The following is a 19,723-nucleotide window of genomic DNA, read 5'->3' as shown; positions in this document are numbered from 1 at the left end:
GGCATTTTGTACTTGGTTTGGAAGTTCCGAAGATTTATTTTAGGGTACCTGTGCGTCAAACAAAAACAAGTAATTCACAAACTTAAATAAATATACAGATAAATCAGTGATTTGCTGATAAGTCTGATTTCCACCCTATTATTATAAAATTGTAGTGAATTAACTAATTAATTCCTCTCATAGATACCTGACAATAAAAAAACTTCTAGTGAAGTATTAACCGTGATGTCTCACGATTTGTGCTTCACTAGAAGTTGTGTAATATTTGAAGCTTACATTTATTTGTTACGGTTAAAACTTTCTTTGGAAATAAGGTGTTTTTTTCAGCACGATACATACTGGAATTGCAATTAGTAAACCGACAACGTTTTGGATCATGTCTCCTGGAATAGATGCCAAAGGTTGAATCCAGTTGCCGAACATAATACCTTGTCCAATATAATATACCGCCATCATCACCGGCATTGACACAACCGCTGCTAAAATGTTTAGTCCAACGTTGTCGCCTCGATGTCCCTTCGACCAGGCGATTTTTCCGACGATGAAGCCTTGTAATGCTCGAGCGACGATTGTCGTTGGTGCCCAAATTGCCCAGCCACCTAAGATATCGAATAAGCCCATCCCAATTGCTCCAGCAAGTGCCCCTTTTTTAGGACCGAATAAAATTGCAGACATGAAAAGCATAGATGTTCCTAAGTGAATCAGTCCACCTTGCCCGAATGGTAACTTAATATTGATCAGTGTTGCTACGAAAATCAGTGCTGCTAAAAATGCGGTTATGACTAAATCAAAAGTTTTCGTACGCGTTTTTGTATAGGATTGATTTTGTATGTTTTGCATTTTCATCGTCCTCACTATAATGAATTCTTTGATAGTTTTCACTTTAGCAAATGACTGACCATTGTAAAAGTGTCAATTCAATATTAATATTAGGGGTCAGATTGTTTTGCAATAATAAATAATTTTAATATCTCTATTATAAGTTTGTGTATTTTTGCGGTTGCCAACTTATGATACGATGAAGAGAGTACAAGTTAGAATTAGTTAGGTGGAGAGTATGATGAAAAAAGTTGCTGTAATTCAGGATATGTCATCTTTTGGGAAATGCTCGTTAACGGCTGCGATTCCTGTGCTGTCAGTGATGGGTGTTCAGGCAGTACCGTTGCCAACTGCGATTTTTACGGCGCAAACAGGGTATTCGAGCTTTTATTGTGAGGATTTAACGTCAAAAATGGACTTCTTTGTGGATGAGTGGAGCAAGCTTGGTGCAACTTTTGATGGCATTCATACGGGCTTTGTGACGGGACAAGAGCAAATCGATAATATATTTCAGTTTTTAAACGTGTTTTACTCAGACGAAACGACGCTGCTTGTCGATCCGGTGATGGGTGATATGGGTGATGTGTATAAAATGTTTACGGGCAATTTGCTTGATCGTATGAAGGAACTCGTGAAGAGTGCAGACATTATTACGCCAAATGTTACAGAGTGCTGTTTGCTTACAGGTTTGTCGTATGAGAAACTACAGAGCTATCAAGACGATTCAGATTATATTCAGACACTAGAGGAGGCGGGCCAACAGCTACAGAAGGCAACTGGTGCGAACGTCATTATTACTGGTTTGAATCCGCCACCAGCAGTTCCGAATAGGCGCTATGTAGGCAATATGTATGTCGATGCAGATCGTTCATTTCATAGTATCCGCGACTATAATGGCGAGAGCTATTCGGGAACGGGTGATTTGTTTGCATCTGTTATAATGGGTGGGATGATGCGTGGGCAGGATTTAGAAGTGTCGATGAAGCTTGCAGAGTCGTTTTTAGCCGCTGCGATTGAAGCTACATCGAAAGAGCAAATTCCAAGCGAGGCAGGCGTGAATTTCGAACAGTTTTTGCGAATGTTGCTTTAGTTTTAGTGTACCTGTGCGTCGCACAAAGACGAACAATTCACACACATGGAAGAGCATAATAAAATCAGCCATTCGCCAATTTTTTTGATTTTCATCCTGTTATTATAAAATTGTAGTGAATGAACTAATTAGTTCCGCGCACTGGTGCCTGAAATGAATAAGGTTTACTTCAGTAAAATGAGGTATATAATATTTGTTGAATAGATTCTCTTTCAAGACAAGAAAAGTAGGTGAAAAAAGTGGGGAAATATCAATTGGATTACAAAGGTAAGGCAGCTGTGACAAATTATCATGAAAAAAACAAGCCTGCCAAATTTGATAAAAAGCAGCAACTTGAAAAAATACGTGCGGAGTATTTGAAAAAGAAGCAAAAACAAACAGATAAATAATAGGAAGATATATCTTCGCAATTGTCAAAAATAGACCAATAGCAAAAGGCTATTTTAGAATTAGTGACGGTATAACACTGATTTTGGGGTACCTGTGTGTCACATATAGACAAACAATGAAGTGAAAAGATGGATAAATATCGATTTGTAGTTCAGAATATTTATCATGATTTAGAAAGTTTAACCTGTAGTTATTCAAATTGATAAGACATTAAAAAAAGAGATATCCGGCCATATCAATGGTTATTTAAAATCGGATAATGAAGAAGAGTTTAAAGAACATTTAAGAAAAGTTTTGAATTCCGATAAAATCAAAACGGCAATGTCATCATTATTAAGATTATCCATGTAGTCTTACCTCGGCATCCATTTGTTTAAATCCTTGCTCCCACAGAAGGATTTTTCTTTTTCAAAAAATATTTTTAAAAGTGTATCCGATTTTCTCATTCCCCTCTATATAAAGAATAAAAGGGGCATGACCACTATGACAACTTACTTAAAAGCCTATTCACATTTCGCAAACACACAAGATATGGACGAGGCAGCACGCCGTCATGTTATTAGGCATTGGAATGAAATGAATCCAACTGATCGCGCTGTGTTGGACATGATTCGCCGTTATTCCGTGAAATACGGCGCTGCTCACTTAAAGCACGACACGATGGCAGATAAAATCGGCAAATCTAACGTCACCGTTCGCCGTGCGATTCGTAAGCTTGAAAGTCTAGGAATTATCGAGCGGATTCATTACATTCGCCCAGTCATGAACGGGCTTGGAGCTAACATTTATACTATTTTACCCTTCGATGACCAGGCGACTTTGACCACGCCGGCAACAGCGGACAAGCCTAGTGACAGTATGGCTGACGGCGTTGTTCCTGAATCTGAATCTTTTTCTTCTAAATCTAAAAACATAAAGACCCATACTCTTACAGATACGTATCCTGCGGAGCCGACTCCTACATCTACAACGTTGTTTGGGAGAATAAAAGATCTATTGTCCACAACGATTGGCAACAGTTCTTTAGCACGTCAATTGTTTGGTATTTATCGTGTTCAGTCATTACGCATGATGAAATTTAGCATTCATGAGCAACAAGAAGATTTATTTGAACAGTTGGCGATGCAAGCCCTTCATATTGCTGTCCAAGCAACAAAGCGCAAAGAGATCCGCAATATCGCTGGCTATTTTGATGGTGTATACCGTAAATTGATTGATAAGGCGTTGTTTGAGGATATTTTTATGGAATATGATGTGTCGTTGGAAGGGTTTTTATATTGAGGAGTGTTCGGGTTTTCTTTGAATTCGTAATTAATTAGAACCTAGTACTGAAAGTTGTAAAATCCATAAATAGATTATATGATGATAGCCAAAAAGGAGCGATGTACCGATGATTAATGAGACAGACATTAAGCATTTAGAGCGTTGTATAGAACTTGCAAACCATGCGTTACGTATAGGAGACGAGCCGTTTGGTTCTATTCTTGTTTCAGCTAGCGGGGATGTACTCAAAGAAGATCATAATCGTGTCTCAGGAGGGGATCATACCCAACATCCTGAATTCGCCATTGCACGTTGGGCTGCTGAAAATATGACACCTTTAGAAAGGAGTCAAGCAACGGTCTATACATCAGGCGAACATTGTCCGATGTGTGCGGCAGCCCATGGTTGGGTGGGATTAGGCCGTATTGTATATGCGAGTTCATCAAGCCAACTCGCTGGGTGGCTGCAAGAAATGGGAGTCCCTGCATCCCGTGTTCGCAATCTACCGATTCAAGAAGTTATTCGAGATATAGAAGTAGATGGTCCGGTTCCAGAGCTTGCAGAACAAGTACGGCAGTTACATTTGCAGTTACATAAAGGGAAATAATATTGGGGTACCTGTGTGTCACACAAAGACAAACAATTTACACACCTGAATAAGCATAAAAAAATCAGACACTGGCCAATTTGTCTGATTTTCATCTTATTATACAATTGTAGTGAATGAACTAATTAGTTCCGCGCACAGGTACTTGAAATAAAATAAACAGAACCCACCACGCCTCTTTACAATGCGGACCAAGGTGGGTCATTTTATATTTATAAAGGGGCAACTAAAATGGACCCTGTAGAAATACATATTAAAGAACCGAAAACATACAAGCGGCAATTGGATATTTTAAAAAGAAGTAATTTAAATATTGATGACATCGAAGAAGACTTATCATTTTTACAAAATGTCAATTACTATAGATTTTCCGCATACGGTCTCACTCTCAAACAAAAAAATGATAGCGATTTATTTTTAGAAGGTGTAACTTTTCATCAAATAAAAATGATATATATATTTGATCAAAAACTCTGGGAAACTCTAATGGCTCATTTGGAGCTCGTCGAGATAGAATTTCGATCTGGATTGCTTACTACCATACGCATAAATATGGTGCATTAGGATATAAAGATTGCGCTAATTTTCAAACTTAATTAGCGCATGATAAATCTTCAAAAAAGCTAGACTAGCAAATTGAAAGAAGCCGGACTGAACGATTTGTAGTTCATCACAAATCATAATATAATGGTGAATTTCCTTTTTGATTAGCAATTGAAGTTTTTTCTATCGGAGAACTTTCTAAACTTTTTAGGAACCTATCAAGCGGAGACAAAGCTATTATAGTGGAAGATTACAAGATATCTAGCTACTACATCGATAGTTAATTGCACACACTTGCATATATTAGAAGTGTTTGCGCGTACTACGGGAGATTGTATGGAAAAAAGCTAATTATCGAACCAAAACTTTTTAAATCGAAAAAGAAATGATTTAATAAAAATGATGTATTTGCAGCTGTTTTTATTTTGTACAAACTCTTACACAAAGAGAATCGTACAGGCTTTATCACGTCTTTGGAAGTCTTGTAGGAGGAGAACTACTCAGAGTATATTGATTATAAAGAACTCGGTATTCCTGTTCAAAGGAAAGAATTGCTTAACAGACAAGGGCATCCATTCTTTTTGCAATAAACATTATCTACTCTTACTTTTTCTTTTGGGTGTGTGGTGCTTGGTACTGCTGCAATTTGAAGGACATAAATTGTATTAATGCCAAGCGACGTTTGGCTAATACTACGATGGAAAATCAGGCATTAAATTACTATAACTAACGCAAATTACTCCAGCTATTTCACTCTAATTCGGTGAAATAGCTGGAGTAATTTGCTTATTTTTTTTATTAAATCCAAATCGTATACTGAACAGCAATAGTTGTTTCAATCGCATCTGAAAATATAAAAGTCCATGGCATGGAAGTATTTCCAGTAATTTCTCAAGGTAAGCTTAATTTTAATACCTGTGCGTCAAACAATTCGCACACTTAAATAAGTATGCTAAAAAATCAGACAATAGACATTTTTTCTGGTTTTAATTCTATTATTATACAATTGTGGTGAATTAACTAATTAGTTCCGCGCACAGGTACCTGAAATAAGTTCCAACACTCGCGGTGCCTGGCTCCCGCATTTATACTTGGTAGATATTTTTTTCACATTCAAAGAAAATAGTGAAAACTATTTACAATTATCAGAATAGGTGATAATGTAAGTTTATAAAGCGCTTACAAAAAGGGTTGCTAGGAGGAAAAAAAAGATGGCATTAAGTAAATATAAAGGGGTCATTCCTGCTTTTTATGCTTGTTATGATGATTTAGGGGAAATATCTTTTGAAAGAACGAGAGAGCTAGCGAATTATCTTTATGAAAAAGGAGTAAAAGGTCTTTATGTTGGTGGAAGTTCAGGAGAATGTATTTATCAGAACCTTGAAGAAAGAAAAGAAACATTAAAATATGTTGCGGAAGAACTGAAGGGAAAACTGACTTTAATTGCACATGTTGGAGCACCCTCAACTAAAGAAAGTCTAGAATTAGCAAAGTATGCGGAAGGCTTAGGGTATGATGCGTTGTCTGCGATTCCTCCGATTTATTTTCAACTTCCTGAAAATGCAATTGAAGCTTATTGGACAGAAATAATGGACGCAACAGCACTACCTTTTATTATTTACAACATTCCCCAAACGACAGGATATAATCTCTCTGTCACTCTGTTAGAGAAATTATTGGAAAATGAGAAGTTAATAGGCGTTAAAAATTCCTCGATGCCAGTTATGGATATTGAAAGGTTTAAAGCTGCTGCTCATAAAGATTTCATTGTATTTAATGGGCCAGACGAGCAATATGTTGCTGGCCGATTAATAGGAGCTGACAGTGGAATCGGTGGTACGTATGGCGTTATGCCAGAGTTATTTTTGAAGGCAGAAGAGCTCGTAACAGCAGGGAGATTTTCAGAAGCGAGAGAAATTCAAAGAGATATAAATGATATTATCATTGCGCTGTGTTCGCTAAATGGTTCAATGTACGATGTGATTAAAAGGATATTAAGGTTAAGAGGCATAAATGTTGGAAGTGTAAGAGGACCGTTAAAGCCTGTAACTGGTGAGGATTTAGATAAAATAACAGAAATTAAAAATACAATTGATAAAGTGATTTTAAAGTTTAGCTAGGTCAATTTTTACAGCTTTTCATTACTGAATATTCAAGTTAATTAGAGTTTATTGGCGTGTAAATAGTGAATTTTTAGAGTTGCTTTGTATGATGAGGAACTTAGTAAAGGCATGTGGATCATTTTGTTGAATTTATGATCATTTATGAAAAGAGGGGTGAAGACATGAAAAAAAACATCACTGCAAATGTGGCTTCGGTTAATTTAAAAGATAAAAGAAAGTCCACTTGGGTCCAAATAAAAAGAATGAAGTTACTTTATTTTATGCTTTTATTCCCGGTCATTATGATGTTTATTTTTAATTATCTTCCAATGTATGGTGTCATTATCGCGTTTAAAGATTTTTCACCAGGACTCGGTATTTGGGGAAGTCCGTGGAATGATTTTGCACATTTTGAGAGAATGTTTTCGGATTTTCTATTTATTAGAGCATTAAAAAACACAATCGTTATTAGCTTTTTAAAAATATTCATTGCATTCCCAGCACCAATTATTTTTGCGATCTTGCTAAATGAAATTAGATCTCCAAAGTTTTTAAAAGTTACCCAGTCAATTTCATATTTGCCTCATTTTATGTCCTGGGTTATTTTGTCGGCAATGATTATTGAAATATTTTCACCACAAAGAGGAATTGTTAATTTTATCATTACTGTTTTTGGTGGAGATCCTGTTAACTTTTTAGCGAGCAAAGTTTTCTTTATTCCAATTTTATTGATTACTGATGTTTGGAAAGAGATTGGGTACGGGGCAATTATCTATTTAGCCGCCATTGCATCGATAGATACAGAAATGTATGAAGCAGCAGATATGGATGGTGCAAGTAGATTTAGAAAAATGATTCATATTACACTGCCATCGATTATGCCAATGGTCATCATCCTTTTCATTCTCCGATTAGGTGGAATACTGAATGCTGGCTTTGATCAAATATTAAACTTGTATAATCCACTTGTTTATGAGGTCGCGGATATTATTGATACATATGTGTATCGGAGCGGTTTGGAACAATTTCAATTTGACTATGCAACTGCAGTCGGTCTATTTAAAAATGTCATCGGAATTATTTTCATATTAGGTGCAAATGCGATTATACGTCGCAGAAGTGAACATGGAATTTGGTAGGAAGGGGGGATGGCATATGAAAATAGGCAAAAAAAGAGTTTCGTTGTTTGAATTGGGATTAATGATTAGTTTTATCGTTTTTTCAATCCTTGTGCTTTATCCTTTCTGGCAAACACTAGTTTTATCATTTTCTGACCCGAATCAGATATCAGGTCTTGGCATGAATCTCTGGCCAGAAAAGTGGATTCCAGATGCTTACCAATTTGTATTTGGCTATGGAAGTATTATGCAAGCGTATATTAATACGATTATTCGTACGGTGGTAGGTACATTTTTAATCGTATCCTTTACGATGCTAGCAGCTTATCCACTATCAAAAAGGGATTTGCCATATCGAAATACAATTACAATCTTCTTTTTAATCGCTATGTTTTTCTCTGGTGGAATTATACCAGATTACTTACTGATCAAAAACCTAGGTTTACTGAATACAAGATGGGCGTTAATCCTTCCATCGGCCGTCAACGTTTTTTATATCATTATTATGAGAAATTACTTTATGACAATTGACAAAGGGATTGAGGAGTCGGCTGTAATGGATGGTGCAAACTACTTTACGGTTTTGACAAAAATTATTTTACCATTATCTAAACCTGTTATTGCAACAATTGGTTTATGGGCAGCGGTTTTTCATTGGAATGAGTGGTTCCATGCATTGGTATATATACAAGACGAATCTAAAACTGTGTTACAAATGATTGTAAGGGATATGTTGACAGCGATGGATTTATCTCAATCTGCTGACGGTGGTGCGATTGGAGGTGCTGGAGCAAATGAAAACTTAATGCAAAGTAATGTGCGTGCAGCTACTGTTATGATTTCAATCGGGCCGATTATCTTGATTTATCCATTTATTCAAAAGTACTTTATAAAAGGGATTATGATTGGATCACTTAAAGGTTAACACTATAAAAAAGAAGAGGATGATTAATGATGAAACGCTATGTAATGGGTGCTTTGTTATCAGCAACTTTGGTCGTTGCAGGTTGTAGCTCAGAGGCAGGAAAAAAAGAAGGTGCAGAAGTTGATGTCGCTCAATTGCCTGAAGCAGGAGACTTTTCTGAGAAGTTGACACTTAATCTTTCTGGTTCCATTACAAGAGGAAAAGTCGAAGATGACAATTATGTTCAGAAACGTTTAGAAGAACAATTTAATATTAAAATCGAGAATACAAAGCTTGATACTTGGAATGCTGAACAAGTTAACTTGATGGTCGCATCTGGTGACCTTCCCGATACTTTTGCTTTTACAGCGGGTGGACAAACGTCACAACAATTATATGATTCTGGTTTGACAAGAACAATTCCTAAAGAAATGCTTGAGAAATATGCACCGCGTTATATGAAAATGTTAGAGGAAAATCAGCCTGGACCCATTTTGAATTTAAAAAAGGGTACGGATAATGAATACTTACAATTAGTTGGACAATATTCTCATGTGTATGGTTTACCTTGGGGGCCAACATTACGTCTAGACTGGTTAGAGAATTTAGGGATTGAACCGCCGGGTGAAATGACACAAGTAGGGCCGAGCGGTGGACGAGAGAAAATATTTTATACAGATGCAGCTTATACATTGGATGAATTAGAAGAGATTTTAACTGCTTTCACTTTTGATGATCCAGATGGCAATGGTAAGAATGATACGTACGGGATTTCACCAGCAAATAATAACTTAAACTGGGCACAGTCGCTTTTGGGGGCATTTGGTCTAGGGAGTGGTTATAACTTTTTGGAAGATGGGGAGCTCGTCAAAACAGAGATATCTCAAAAGTATAAAGAGTTTTTAAAGACAATGGCTAAATGGTATGACATGGGGCTAATTGATCCGGAGTTTACTACCATTGATGAAAAAACGAGTTGGGAAAAATATAAACAAGGGAATATCGGTTACTATATTGCACAGCCTTCCTATTTAGCAATGGATGATTGGGCAAAAGGTCGTGCCCCACAAAATATCGTTGAAAATCCTCAATCTACGGCTAAAATTCTTGCAACGGGACCAGAAATTGGACCAGATGGAAATCAAGGTGTTCGAGCGTATCTTCCAGTTGTAAATTTAGCGGATTCTTTCTATGTTTCGAAGGACGTAACGGATGAGGAACTGGCACGCATTCTCCAAATCTTCGACTATATTAACCATGATAATGATGCTAGATGGACATTGTTCGGAGAAGTGGGAGAGCACTCTGATTGGGAGGGAGAACCTAATAAATCCGCACTTAAAGTTCGACCAGAATTTGCAAAAGAAGAAGGTAATTCAGGATTTTGGGCTTACAATTTCCGAACGTATGATAAAGAAAGAGTACAGTGGATCAATTCTGAATATACATTGAAGCTGAAAAATGAATTTTATGCGCGTGATGACATTCAAGAGAAAATGTTAATTCGTCCATATAAATGGGATATGTTAAATGAAACAGATTTGAAAGAACTCGAGAATCGTTATAGTGGACAATTAAATACAATCGTTGACGAGTTTAGAATGAAAGCAATTGTTGGTGAAGTGGATATTGATAAAGAGTGGGATAAATACGTGAAAAATTATTTGAAAAATGGTGGAGAGCAAATGATTGAAGAACTAGATAAGGCACCTATAGTGGAAGATTTATTAAAAGGAGAATAATTTGATGGAGATTGCCGTATAAAGCTCCTGCGGCAATCTCATATTTTATAACTACTATTAAAGTGTAACTAATTTTGTGGGAATACTACTGGAGGTTTTTATTCATGGCAAATATTGAAACACAAGCTTTGTATTATCCTAATTATGATGGGTCGAAAGCATTCCGTATTCCTTCTATGATTACGACGAGAAAAGGAACAGTCATCGCTGGTATCGACGCAAGAATCGTTGACCAAACTGATAATCCAAATCAAATTGAAATCGCAATTCGACGGAGTGAAGATAACGGGCAAACATGGGGTCATATCCAAAGGCTTGTTGCATTTGCTGGGGAAGGTCTGGACGGCGCAGCTGCAATTGATTCGGCACTTCTTGAAGACAAAATAACTGGTACGGTTTATATGCTCTATATGCATACGCCAGGTGGAATTGGCTTATGGGCAAGTGAAGCAGGAAAAGGCTTTAGTGAAGATGGACGTAGAAAACTTTTTGATCATGAGGGAAATACGTATTTGCTGTCTGAAACTGGTCAAGTGGAAGATGTTGAAGGAAATATCGCAAAATATACTGTCGATAAAGAGGGCTATGTGTTCGAATCTGGTGAACCACGAGGCAATATTTATTATAAAAAAGGCATTGATCCTCAAGAAAGTTTGCTAGAGGCAAGAACTTCATTTTTACAAATCATTCAAAGTGAAGATGATGGACTGACATGGTCAGAACCAAGAGAGTTAAATCCGTTTGTAAAAGAAGAGTGGATGCGCTTTATAGGATCTGGTCCAGGATGTGGAATCCAATTAAAGTATGGAGAGAAAGCAGGAAGGCTCATCTTCCCTATTTATTTTTCTAATCAAACTGGCCATATGTCATGTACGTTGATTTACAGTGATGATGCTGGTGCAACTTGGCAGCGCGGCGAATCCCCGAATGAAGGAAGAGTTGTAGAAGGGGAAACACTGTCTGCGGAGACAATCTCAGAGAATAAAAATATGTTAACAGAATCACAAGTTATTGAATTGCCAACAGGTGAGCTACGCTATTATATGAGAAATCATTTTGGTCTTCAAAGAACAGCGGTTACAGAGAGCACAAATGGTGGAGAAACTTGGGGAGAAGTAACATTTGATATGACTTTATTGGATCCAATTTGTCAATCTACTGTGGTTCTGTATCCGGATCAAGGAGATGGCAAGACACGAGTTCTTTTTGCGAATCCAGCTGATGAGAAAACTAGGGTGAAAGGAACGGTTCGTCTAAGTGAAGATGGTGGGAAGACTTGGCCGTACAGCAAAGTCATTGAAGAAGATTACTATGGATATTCTTGTTTAACAGTATTGAAAAATGGTGAAATAGGTATCCTATATGAACGCGTATATGACTATTCTAATTGGAATAACATGGACATTCAATTTGGGACGTTCACATTGGATTGGCTTAAGTCATAAAATGATCAGTTCAAATATTAGATATATGTATTGGTAATGGGTGCATCAGCTAGGGTAAGAAAATAATAACTAATATCTTCAGCTGATGCGCTAAGTTTTTATCATCTAAAATCGGAAGAAAATCAATATGTAAGATTAAGGTGAGGTGTAACAATTGTTTAAACCAGATAGTAAATTTATGAGGTTTGCAGAGTGGCTGACAAAACTTTTACATATTCAAATAATATGGATTTTATTTTGTTTGATTGGACTTGTAATCGGTGGAATTTTCCCTGCCACGTTTACGATGTTTGGGGTTATTAGAAAATGGATTATGAAACAAGAAGACTTTCCGGTGTTTAAAACTTTTGTGAAGACATATAAAGAGGTTTTTATTAAATCGAATTTACTAGGGTATGGTATGATATTATTAGGTTTTAGTATATATTATTACATCAAATTATTCAGTTCGATGTCTGTTGTTTTAGTAGGTATTACGATTATGTTTGGCCTAGTATTTTTAATGACAACTTTATTTATTATTCCGGTGTATGTTCATTTTGAAATTAGTCTTCCTGAAGTCATTAGACATGCTGGAGTAATTGCCTTATCCCATCCATTACACATATTATTAATGGTATTATCGCTCATAGTTTTTTGGTATCTGATGTTGTTACTACCTGCTCTTCTTCCATTTGTCGGGTTCAGTTTAATTTCCTATATATTAATGTTAATTGCGAATTCAGCTTTCAAAAGTGTAGAACGAAAAGTAGCTGTGTAAACGTGAATAGTTAAGGGAGTCAGAATAAAATACGGAGATGTGTTTATATGATAAAATCAAAAGCAGTTTTTGAAGAGATTAAAGGTGGACTTGTTGTATCTTGTCAGGCACTTCCTGAAGAACCGCTTCACAGCTCTTTTATAATGGGTAGAATGGCTTATTCTGCGATGGAGGGTGGAGCGAAAGGGATTAGGGCGAATGGTGTTGAAGATATTAAGGAAATCAAAAAACAGGTAGGTTTGCCAATCATCGGAATTATTAAAGAGATTTATCCTAACTCAGATGTATTTATTACACCGACGGCTAAAGAAATAGATTTATTGTATGAGGAAGGTGTAGAAATCATTGCGCTTGATGCAACGAAGAGGATACGACCTGATGGAAAAACAATCAGTGAGGTTTTTCCTGGTATCAGGAAAAAATATGGAAATCAGTTGTTTATGGCGGATTGTTCCACGTATGAAGAGGCAAAAGAAGCATATGAGTTAGGTTTTGATTGTTTGGGAACAACACTCAATGGGTATACCGATTATACTGCGGGGACGAGTTTGCCAAATCTAAATTTGATTGAAAAATTAGTTAAGGATTTTCCAGTTCCAATTATTGCAGAAGGTGGGATTTGGACACCTGAGGAACTTAAGCAAGTTTATGAGTTAGGCGTTTACTCAGCGGTTGTTGGTACGGCAATTACAAGACCTATGGACATTACAAAACGATTTATTGCAGCGATTCAGTAAACTATTGAAAAACGAATAGAGAAAAAGTTTGATTTCCATTGAGAATATTGAGAGGAGCATTTGATGACCAAAATAGATATCCTTTCATTAATTTACTCCAGGTATAATAGTTTTACCAATGCGGAAAAAAAAGTAGCTGATTATATTCTTGAAAATATAAAGGATGTCATCTACATGTCAATCACTGATTTAGCTGAAGTGTGTGGTGTGGGCGAATCTAGTGTTTTTAGGTTTTGTAAAACGTTGAAATTAAGAGGCTATCAAGAATTTAAAATTGCATTAGCCCATAATACAACAATAGATGATGAAATTCCACAGCTATCGAGCAAGGTTACGATGCAGGATACGATTGATGAACTTTCTAAGAAAATGTTAACGGCTACGGTGAATGCACTGACAGCAACACATAGTTTAATAAATCATAATGATGTGTCTGATGCTGTAAATCTAATGATTAAAAGTGAGAGAATTCACTTTTTTGGCGTCGGTTCTTCCTTGATGACTGCATTGGAAGCGAAAAATAAATTTATGCGAATTATGAATAAAACAGAATGTACGATTGACTCTCATTTACAGATTATGTCTGCATCTTTAATGGCAGAATCTGAGGTTGCTGTCATTATTTCTTATTCAGGTTCTACGAAGGATACGATTGAAGTGGCAAAAATTGTGAAGGAAAGAGGAGCAAAAGTAATAATTATTACTCGTTTCGCGAAGTCACCTTTGACAAGTTATGCAGATATTACACTGCTTTGTGGCGCGAATGAAGGTCCATTACAAGGCGGCAGCTTAACAGCGAAAATATCCCAACTATATTTATTAGATCTTCTCTATACAGAATATTTTAAACGAACGAGTAAAGAATCGACGATTAATAAAGAGCACACAGCAAATGCTGTGATTGAAAAGATGATGTAATTATTTTAACTCAACTTTCGCAGGGGGAAAGTTGAGTTAATTTTGTCGTACCCGTGTATCAAAAAAAGACAAACAATTCACACTCCTAAATAAGCAAAAAAATCAGACACTCGCCAATTTGTCTGATTTTTATCTTATTATTATTCAATTGCAGTGAATGAACTAATTAGTTCCGCGCACAGCTAACTGAAATTATGCTTTTGAAGGTGTTCCTTCAGCGTTTGCTACAACTACATCGATTTGGATTAAAGCATCATTTGGTAAAGCGGATACGCCAACTGTTCTTCGTGCAGGAACACCGCCTGGGAAGAATGTTGTGTAAACTTCGTCTACAGCATCAATATCTGTAATATTTTTAAGGAAGATATTCACTTTAACCACATCGTCCATAACGTGGTTGATACTTTCTACAATGGCCTTGATATTTTTTAAGCACTGTCCAGCCTGCTCTTTTACACCACCAGCTACCATTTCACCAGTTTTTGGATCCAAAGGTAATTGAGCTGAAAGGTGATTGTAATGAGAAAACGCTACAGTTTGTGTAGATAGTGAATCCTTTGGTGCATTTTCAGTGTTGTTTGCCCATATAACGATTCCATGCCGGGCTTCAACAGCTTGTGGGGGTGTACCATCTCCGTGTGACACCACTGCTTCAATTTGTACCAAAGCATCCATAGGTAAAGCTGAAGCTGCAACTGTTGTCCGTGCAGGGAAATAGGCTGCGGTCCTGGCGATAGCCGAGTCTGGGAAAAATGTTGTATAAACTTCATTTACGGCTTCCATATCCGAGAGGTTTTTAAGGAAGACATTAATTTTAACAATATCGTCAAAAGGAACGTCGATACTTTCTAAAATGGCCTTGATATTTTTTAAGCACTGTCCAGCCTGCATTTTTACACAGCCAGTAACCAATCTACCCGTTTTCGGATCGATAGGTAATTGAGCTGAAAGATTATTGTAATGGGAGAAAGACACAGTTTGTGTAGATAGACGACATGTTGGTGCATTTGCCGTGTTATTTGTAAGCTTTATGAGATCACCTGCTTGCGGCGCGTTTGGAATTGTACCTTCGCCGTGTGAAACAAGTGCTTCAATTTGCACCAAAGCATCCATAGGTAAAGCCGCAACGGCGACTATCGTCCGTGTAGGAACATAGGTTGGGAAGAATGTTTTATAAACTTCGTCTACAGCGTTAATATCTTTGATATTCTTAACGAATACAGTGATTCTAACAACATCGCTCATCACATGATCGATGCTGTCTACAATTGCCTTGATATTTTTAAAGCACTGTTCAGCCTGCTCTTTTATACCACCAGCAACCAATTTACCAGTTTTAGGATCGATAGGTAATTGAGCTGAAATATTATTGTAATGAGAGAAAGCTACAGTTTGTGAATATGGACCGATACTGCTTGGAGCATTCTCCGTATTTCTTGCTAATACTGCGTTATTACCGCTCATGATAGGATTCCCCTTTTAAATAAATATTTTAATTGATTATGTTCATAATACGGTTCATATTGAGATACCGAATTAATAATTATCATTCCTCATTCATTCTTGACTGGTTACCGAATATCTAAACACATTCCTTCAAACACTTCAGAGTGAATTTTGCTAATTTTAGGATACCTGTGCGTCTCGCAAAGTCAAACAATTCACACACCTGAATGAACATGCGGAAAAAGCAGACATACGATAATTCACCTAATTTTCATACTATTGTCATGCGATTGTAGTGAATTAAATAATTAGTTCCAAGCACAGGTACCTGAAATTGAGGAATTGGATAAGTAGAAAGAGCGAAAATAGAGAGTTTTAAAAGAATGTGATGGAATTGTTGATTCAAGAAGAATCTTTTTTTTCGTCGACCCCCTCAAAAAGTGAATCCCATACGAATAACTGGTATGTCCATAAAAGGACAAAAAAATGTTGAGGTGATATATCATGTATAAAAAGTGGAAACGAACTGGAGCAGCATTGCTAATTGCAGGATTAACAGTAACAGTAACAGGAACAAGCTATGCGTGGGCGGATGAAAAAGCTTCTGAATCACTTGATCTTAGGCAACTAGGAAAAAATTCTACTGCTGATGTAGTGGAAGATTCAACGAAAACTGTTGTATTACCTAAAAAGGAAAGTGTGCTTCCAGAAATTCCAAAAGGATATAGTGCTGGCAATCTTGATGCGCTTGGAAAAGCCTATGAAAAGGTTCAAAATCCAACCGCAAAGGCATCTATTAAACGTAATATGGAGCGTTCCATTGAAAAATGGGAGAAAAAGCAGTTAGAAACTCAAACTACTAAGCAACCAGAAACTGAAACTCCAAAGCAACCAGTGGTAAAAGAAGAACCAGTTAAGCAAAAAGGGCCGTTAAAGCAAGACAAGTCTGCTAAAGTGCAACAGAAAAAAGCTCCTCAAGCAAAATTAAATGCACTGCACAAAGAACAAAGAAAAGAATTGAAAGCAACTCAAAAAGTAGAACGTGAAGCTTTAAAAGCAGAACGTAAAGCGGATAAAGAACAACAAAAACAAGTGGGAAAAGAAAAGAAAAACTGATTAATTTCTAGTAAACTTCTTTTCATTTTCCGTTGCACCCATTAAAATCAAGAGCAACTGGATTTAATGGGAACGGAGGGGTATGTATGCTTTTGTCTATCATGCAAGGAATATTCAATAAGAAGTCTGATACAGCATTGAATGAGCTTGTATTGAAGGCAAAGAGAGGCGATAAGGAGGTTATGGACGACCTTCTTATCGCATATACTCCGTTCATAATAAAAACAGCTTCTTTCGTATGCAAAAGATTTGTAGATGAGCATGATGACGAATTTAGTATAGCAATGAGCGGCTTTCATGAAGCAATCTTACAATTCAATCCCGAAGATAATTCATCGTTGACGACATTTTCACATTTGATTATCAAGAGAAGATTGATTGATCATTTTCGTAAAGAAGCAACTAGAAATGACGTTATTCATTTATTAAAAGGTGAAGATGAAACTGCAGCCTCTGATGCTCAACGTTACGTATTGGATCAAGCGTCGATTTTATCCTATTCGAGTGAACAACAAGCAGTGGAACGTCGTGAAGAGATTATGGAATATACCAAACTTCTAAAGGACTTTGGTTTATCTTTCCACGAGCTATCCAGGTCATCTCCGAAACATACAGATTCAAGGAAGACAGCCCTTCAGATTGCACAAATCATCGCTGAAACACCTGATTTTTATTCTTATCTTATGGTGAATAAAAAATTGCCAATGAAAGAACTTGAATCGACTGTCGAGGTTTCAAGAAAAACGATAGAACGACATAGAAAATATATAATCTCAGTGACGCTACTACTGAATAGTCACTTTGTGTACATACAGGAATATATAAAAGGGGAACTTATATGATGCGGACATACAGAGGCGTTGTTTGCGAAAAGAAAAATAAATATACTGTGTTCCTGACGGATAAAGGTGATTTTCTACGAGGCATTCCAATTGGTGAAACACCGGATATTGGAGATGAAGTCGATTTTCATCTTGTTTCTACGCCTTCTCTTTTTAGTAGAAAAGTGAAGCCGCGATTCGTTGGAGCAGCCATGATTGCTGCAGCCATGATTGCTGCAGTGCTTCTCTTTTCCATCGTAGCATCATTAATTCCCATGAATGATAAAGTGATGGCGTATGTTCAATTAGAAACTGACTGGGCATTGGAGTTGGGTGTCGATCAGAAGGGAAAGGTTATTTCCTTTCGATATCTGAATGAAAAGCTTGCTGAACCCGGATATAGTCTTGTTGAGTGGAAGGGGGATCCTATCCGTATAGTGTTGGACACTGCCGTGAAGGAATTATCGGCAGGGACCAATGGCGTGCAAGTAATTATTACAACAATTTTTCCAAATGCCAAAGGCCAACAAAAGGTACAAGGAATTGTTGGGAGCGCGGTCCAGGAAGTACGAAGTGCACATAAAGAATTGAACTGGGAAATTGCTGAAAGCACGTTGGAGGAAAGAGTGCTGGCAAATGAGCGTGAAATGTCCATTCACAAATTCAAAGTGAGTCAACAAGGTACTCCGATGAATGAAATGAAGCCGTCTACGGAAGTCAATCAGCATAAGAAAACAAATTCAGTAAATCAGCAAATTAAAAAAGATGCTCACAAAAATTCGGATAAGCAATCGGTCCCTACTGTGCCGTCTAACCAGAAAAACAATGGGGATGAAAAATCGAAGAAATCAAATGAACCTAATGATCCAAAATTGAGGCAACCTGAGACAAAAACGAATAAGGTGCAGGAAGAAAAGCTTAAGTATTCCCCGGTAGAGAAGGGAAAATCAGCTAACCCTGCACTAAAAAATAGTAACTCTAATAATGGAAATCAAAAACCAGTTTCAAAACAACCTAAGGAAAATCCAAATAAGCAGAAGCAGCCGGGGACCAGCAATAGTCATGGGAAACAAGATCGTCCAATAGGCGGGAACGATGGGAAATAGCCTTATTGTTGATTTTTCTAATCGCAATGCCAAGGGATAACCTTTTCCTCTGGCTTAATGAAGGGAAAAAGGAGGGCTATGTGCAGGCTTCATCTGAATACGAGCGTAAATTATTTGATCAAAAGGCAGTTCCACAAAAGGATTTCGAGGCATATAAAGAACTTTAAGAGTTGTATGAACAAAAAATTGAGGAATTACAAGCGAAAAGTATATTGACTGAACAGGAAAACATGTATTTGAACGAACTAGTTTTGAAAAAAAGTTCATTATTAAAGTTAAGATTATGTAATTAGCATCGTCCTCGATGATTTGTACATCAATTATAATCATGATTTACATAAGGCACGTGAAAAACAATAAATAGTCAATTCAGAATCTTTTGGGCACATCTTCGATGCGTTGGGTACTTCGAGAGTTCTTGATGGGAATAAGGACTATGCTATGTATCTTGAACAATACGAGTGGCTCATGCAAGAAATGGTTATCAGATTTTGAAAGTGAAGGCAAGTTAAGAGAGGGAAACTACCTGGGGAGAGGTAGTATTAAGTTGGAGTATTAAATAACATCATGGAAAATTTAATGATAAATTCTTTAAATATCCTCTACTGCTTGTCTCCATATTTAAACGGTAGACAAAATTAGTCGTATGAATGGTTCTGAAGAATAGGGATATTGAACGGGAGATGAACTCTTGGCCAATATCTCTTTTTTATACCTTTATGAGGCAATGCCAGGCAACGTGAGTTCTTTTTCCAAGGTGCTGATATATTGTGCATTCCCGCCGTGTCTTTCTTAG

At 36.9% G+C, this 19,723-nt stretch carries 18 protein-coding genes; 16 read left to right on the top strand and 2 right to left on the bottom strand.

Annotated features, from left to right (window positions below; translation table 11 throughout):
* Positions 1-291: 291 nt before the first annotated feature.
* Complete coding sequence (locus tag R2B72_RS07685) at positions 292-840, bottom strand: ECF transporter S component (RefSeq protein WP_318615864.1); 549 nt, start codon at positions 838-840, stop codon at positions 292-294.
* Between the two features lie 220 nt (positions 841-1,060).
* On the opposite strand from R2B72_RS07685, the gene R2B72_RS07680 reads away from it, so the two are divergent.
* The 13 genes from R2B72_RS07680 to R2B72_RS07620 all read left to right on the top strand — a co-directional run bounded on the left by R2B72_RS07680 (position 1,061) and on the right by R2B72_RS07620 (position 14,438).
* Entirely contained in the window at positions 1,061-1,909 is an 849-nt protein-coding gene (locus tag R2B72_RS07680; protein WP_318615862.1) for a pyridoxamine kinase, read from the top strand.
* Between the two features lie 239 nt (positions 1,910-2,148).
* A complete protein-coding gene (locus R2B72_RS07675; RefSeq protein ID WP_318615861.1) occupies positions 2,149-2,298 on the top strand; it encodes a hypothetical protein in 150 nt (49 codons plus the stop codon).
* A 484-nt stretch (positions 2,299-2,782) separates the two neighbouring features.
* Positions 2,783-3,580: a helix-turn-helix domain-containing protein gene (locus R2B72_RS07670; RefSeq protein ID WP_318615860.1), complete on the top strand. Its 798-nt coding sequence runs from the start codon at positions 2,783-2,785 to the stop codon at positions 3,578-3,580.
* Between the two features lie 109 nt (positions 3,581-3,689).
* Positions 3,690-4,169, top strand: coding sequence for a nucleoside deaminase (locus tag R2B72_RS07665; protein ID WP_318615859.1), 480 nt, complete (start codon positions 3,690-3,692; stop codon positions 4,167-4,169).
* Between the two features lie 231 nt (positions 4,170-4,400).
* On the top strand, positions 4,401-4,733 hold the full coding sequence (locus R2B72_RS07660; protein WP_318615857.1) for an Abi family protein: 333 nt from the start codon (positions 4,401-4,403) through the stop codon (positions 4,731-4,733).
* Positions 4,734-5,923: 1,190 nt separating this feature from the next.
* Positions 5,924-6,832: a dihydrodipicolinate synthase family protein gene (locus R2B72_RS07655; protein WP_318615856.1), complete on the top strand. Its 909-nt coding sequence runs from the start codon at positions 5,924-5,926 to the stop codon at positions 6,830-6,832.
* 164 nt (positions 6,833-6,996) lie between these two features.
* Positions 6,997-7,953, top strand: coding sequence for an ABC transporter permease (locus R2B72_RS07650; RefSeq protein WP_318615855.1), 957 nt, complete (start codon positions 6,997-6,999; stop codon positions 7,951-7,953).
* Between the two features lie 16 nt (positions 7,954-7,969).
* Positions 7,970-8,857 (top strand): carbohydrate ABC transporter permease, encoded by an 888-nt coding sequence (locus R2B72_RS07645; protein ID WP_318615854.1) that lies wholly within the window; start codon positions 7,970-7,972, stop codon positions 8,855-8,857.
* Positions 8,858-8,883: 26 nt separating this feature from the next.
* Entirely contained in the window at positions 8,884-10,578 is a 1,695-nt protein-coding gene (locus R2B72_RS07640) for an ABC transporter substrate-binding protein (RefSeq protein WP_318615853.1), read from the top strand.
* Between the two features lie 104 nt (positions 10,579-10,682).
* Entirely contained in the window at positions 10,683-12,023 is a 1,341-nt protein-coding gene (locus R2B72_RS07635) for a sialidase family protein (protein ID WP_318615852.1), read from the top strand.
* Positions 12,024-12,201: 178 nt separating this feature from the next.
* Positions 12,202-12,783 carry a YesL family protein gene (locus tag R2B72_RS07630; RefSeq protein WP_318615851.1) on the top strand — a complete coding sequence of 194 codons (582 nt, stop codon included), beginning with the start codon at positions 12,202-12,204 and terminating at the stop codon, positions 12,781-12,783.
* Between the two features lie 47 nt (positions 12,784-12,830).
* Positions 12,831-13,520, top strand: a complete 690-nt coding sequence (locus R2B72_RS07625; protein ID WP_318615850.1) for an N-acetylmannosamine-6-phosphate 2-epimerase — start codon at positions 12,831-12,833, stop codon at positions 13,518-13,520.
* Between the two features lie 63 nt (positions 13,521-13,583).
* Positions 13,584-14,438: a MurR/RpiR family transcriptional regulator gene (locus R2B72_RS07620; RefSeq protein ID WP_318615849.1), complete on the top strand. Its 855-nt coding sequence runs from the start codon at positions 13,584-13,586 to the stop codon at positions 14,436-14,438.
* 192 nt (positions 14,439-14,630) lie between these two features.
* On the opposite strand, the gene R2B72_RS07615 is transcribed toward R2B72_RS07620, so the two are convergent.
* Positions 14,631-15,902 carry a Rid family detoxifying hydrolase gene (locus R2B72_RS07615; RefSeq protein ID WP_318615848.1) on the bottom strand — a complete coding sequence of 424 codons (1,272 nt, stop codon included), beginning with the start codon at positions 15,900-15,902 and terminating at the stop codon, positions 14,631-14,633.
* Between the two features lie 486 nt (positions 15,903-16,388).
* Here R2B72_RS07615 and R2B72_RS07610 point away from each other — a divergent pair, with 486 nt between their 5' ends.
* The 3 genes from R2B72_RS07610 to R2B72_RS07600 all read left to right on the top strand — a co-directional run bounded on the left by R2B72_RS07610 (position 16,389) and on the right by R2B72_RS07600 (position 18,927).
* Positions 16,389-17,000 (top strand): hypothetical protein, encoded by a 612-nt coding sequence (locus R2B72_RS07610; RefSeq protein WP_318615847.1) that lies wholly within the window; start codon positions 16,389-16,391, stop codon positions 16,998-17,000.
* An 86-nt stretch (positions 17,001-17,086) separates the two neighbouring features.
* The gene (gene sigI, locus R2B72_RS07605) at positions 17,087-17,842 is read left to right on the top strand and encodes an RNA polymerase sigma-I factor (RefSeq protein ID WP_318615846.1); all 756 of its coding nucleotides are present in this window, start codon (positions 17,087-17,089) and stop codon (positions 17,840-17,842) included.
* On the top strand, positions 17,842-18,927 hold the full coding sequence (locus tag R2B72_RS07600; RefSeq protein ID WP_318615845.1) for an anti-sigma factor domain-containing protein: 1,086 nt from the start codon (positions 17,842-17,844) through the stop codon (positions 18,925-18,927). Before sigI ends, R2B72_RS07600 begins: the two co-directional genes overlap by 1 nt.
* Positions 18,928-19,723: the final 796 nt, after the last annotated feature.

This window comes from Sporosarcina sp. YIM B06819 (assembly GCF_033485175.1).
GTDB lineage: Bacteria > Bacillota > Bacilli > Bacillales_A > Planococcaceae > Sporosarcina.
This window is presented reverse-complemented; position numbering and strand designations above follow the sequence as displayed.

Excerpts from the sequence above, each read along its gene's own strand:
- R2B72_RS07685 (WP_318615864.1), bottom strand. The coding sequence starts at position 840 with ATGCAAAACATACAAAATCAATCCTATACAAAAACGCGTACGAAAACT.
- R2B72_RS07680 (WP_318615862.1), top strand. The coding sequence starts at position 1,061 with ATGAAAAAAGTTGCTGTAATTCAGGATATGTCATCTTTTGGGAAATGC.
- R2B72_RS07670 (WP_318615860.1), top strand. The coding sequence starts at position 2,783 with ATGACAACTTACTTAAAAGCCTATTCACATTTCGCAAACACACAAGAT.
- R2B72_RS07665 (WP_318615859.1), top strand. The coding sequence starts at position 3,690 with ATGATTAATGAGACAGACATTAAGCATTTAGAGCGTTGTATAGAACTT.
- R2B72_RS07660 (WP_318615857.1), top strand. The coding sequence starts at position 4,401 with ATGGACCCTGTAGAAATACATATTAAAGAACCGAAAACATACAAGCGG.
- R2B72_RS07655 (WP_318615856.1), top strand. The coding sequence starts at position 5,924 with ATGGCATTAAGTAAATATAAAGGGGTCATTCCTGCTTTTTATGCTTGT.
- R2B72_RS07650 (WP_318615855.1), top strand. The coding sequence starts at position 6,997 with ATGAAAAAAAACATCACTGCAAATGTGGCTTCGGTTAATTTAAAAGAT.
- R2B72_RS07645 (WP_318615854.1), top strand. The coding sequence starts at position 7,970 with ATGAAAATAGGCAAAAAAAGAGTTTCGTTGTTTGAATTGGGATTAATG.
- R2B72_RS07640 (WP_318615853.1), top strand. The coding sequence starts at position 8,884 with ATGATGAAACGCTATGTAATGGGTGCTTTGTTATCAGCAACTTTGGTC.
- R2B72_RS07635 (WP_318615852.1), top strand. The coding sequence starts at position 10,683 with ATGGCAAATATTGAAACACAAGCTTTGTATTATCCTAATTATGATGGG.
- R2B72_RS07630 (WP_318615851.1), top strand. The coding sequence starts at position 12,202 with ATGAGGTTTGCAGAGTGGCTGACAAAACTTTTACATATTCAAATAATA.
- R2B72_RS07625 (WP_318615850.1), top strand. The coding sequence starts at position 12,831 with ATGATAAAATCAAAAGCAGTTTTTGAAGAGATTAAAGGTGGACTTGTT.
- R2B72_RS07620 (WP_318615849.1), top strand. The coding sequence starts at position 13,584 with ATGACCAAAATAGATATCCTTTCATTAATTTACTCCAGGTATAATAGT.
- R2B72_RS07615 (WP_318615848.1), bottom strand. The coding sequence starts at position 15,902 with ATGAGCGGTAATAACGCAGTATTAGCAAGAAATACGGAGAATGCTCCA.
- R2B72_RS07610 (WP_318615847.1), top strand. The coding sequence starts at position 16,389 with ATGTATAAAAAGTGGAAACGAACTGGAGCAGCATTGCTAATTGCAGGA.
- sigI (WP_318615846.1), top strand. The coding sequence starts at position 17,087 with ATGCTTTTGTCTATCATGCAAGGAATATTCAATAAGAAGTCTGATACA.
- R2B72_RS07600 (WP_318615845.1), top strand. The coding sequence starts at position 17,842 with ATGCGGACATACAGAGGCGTTGTTTGCGAAAAGAAAAATAAATATACT.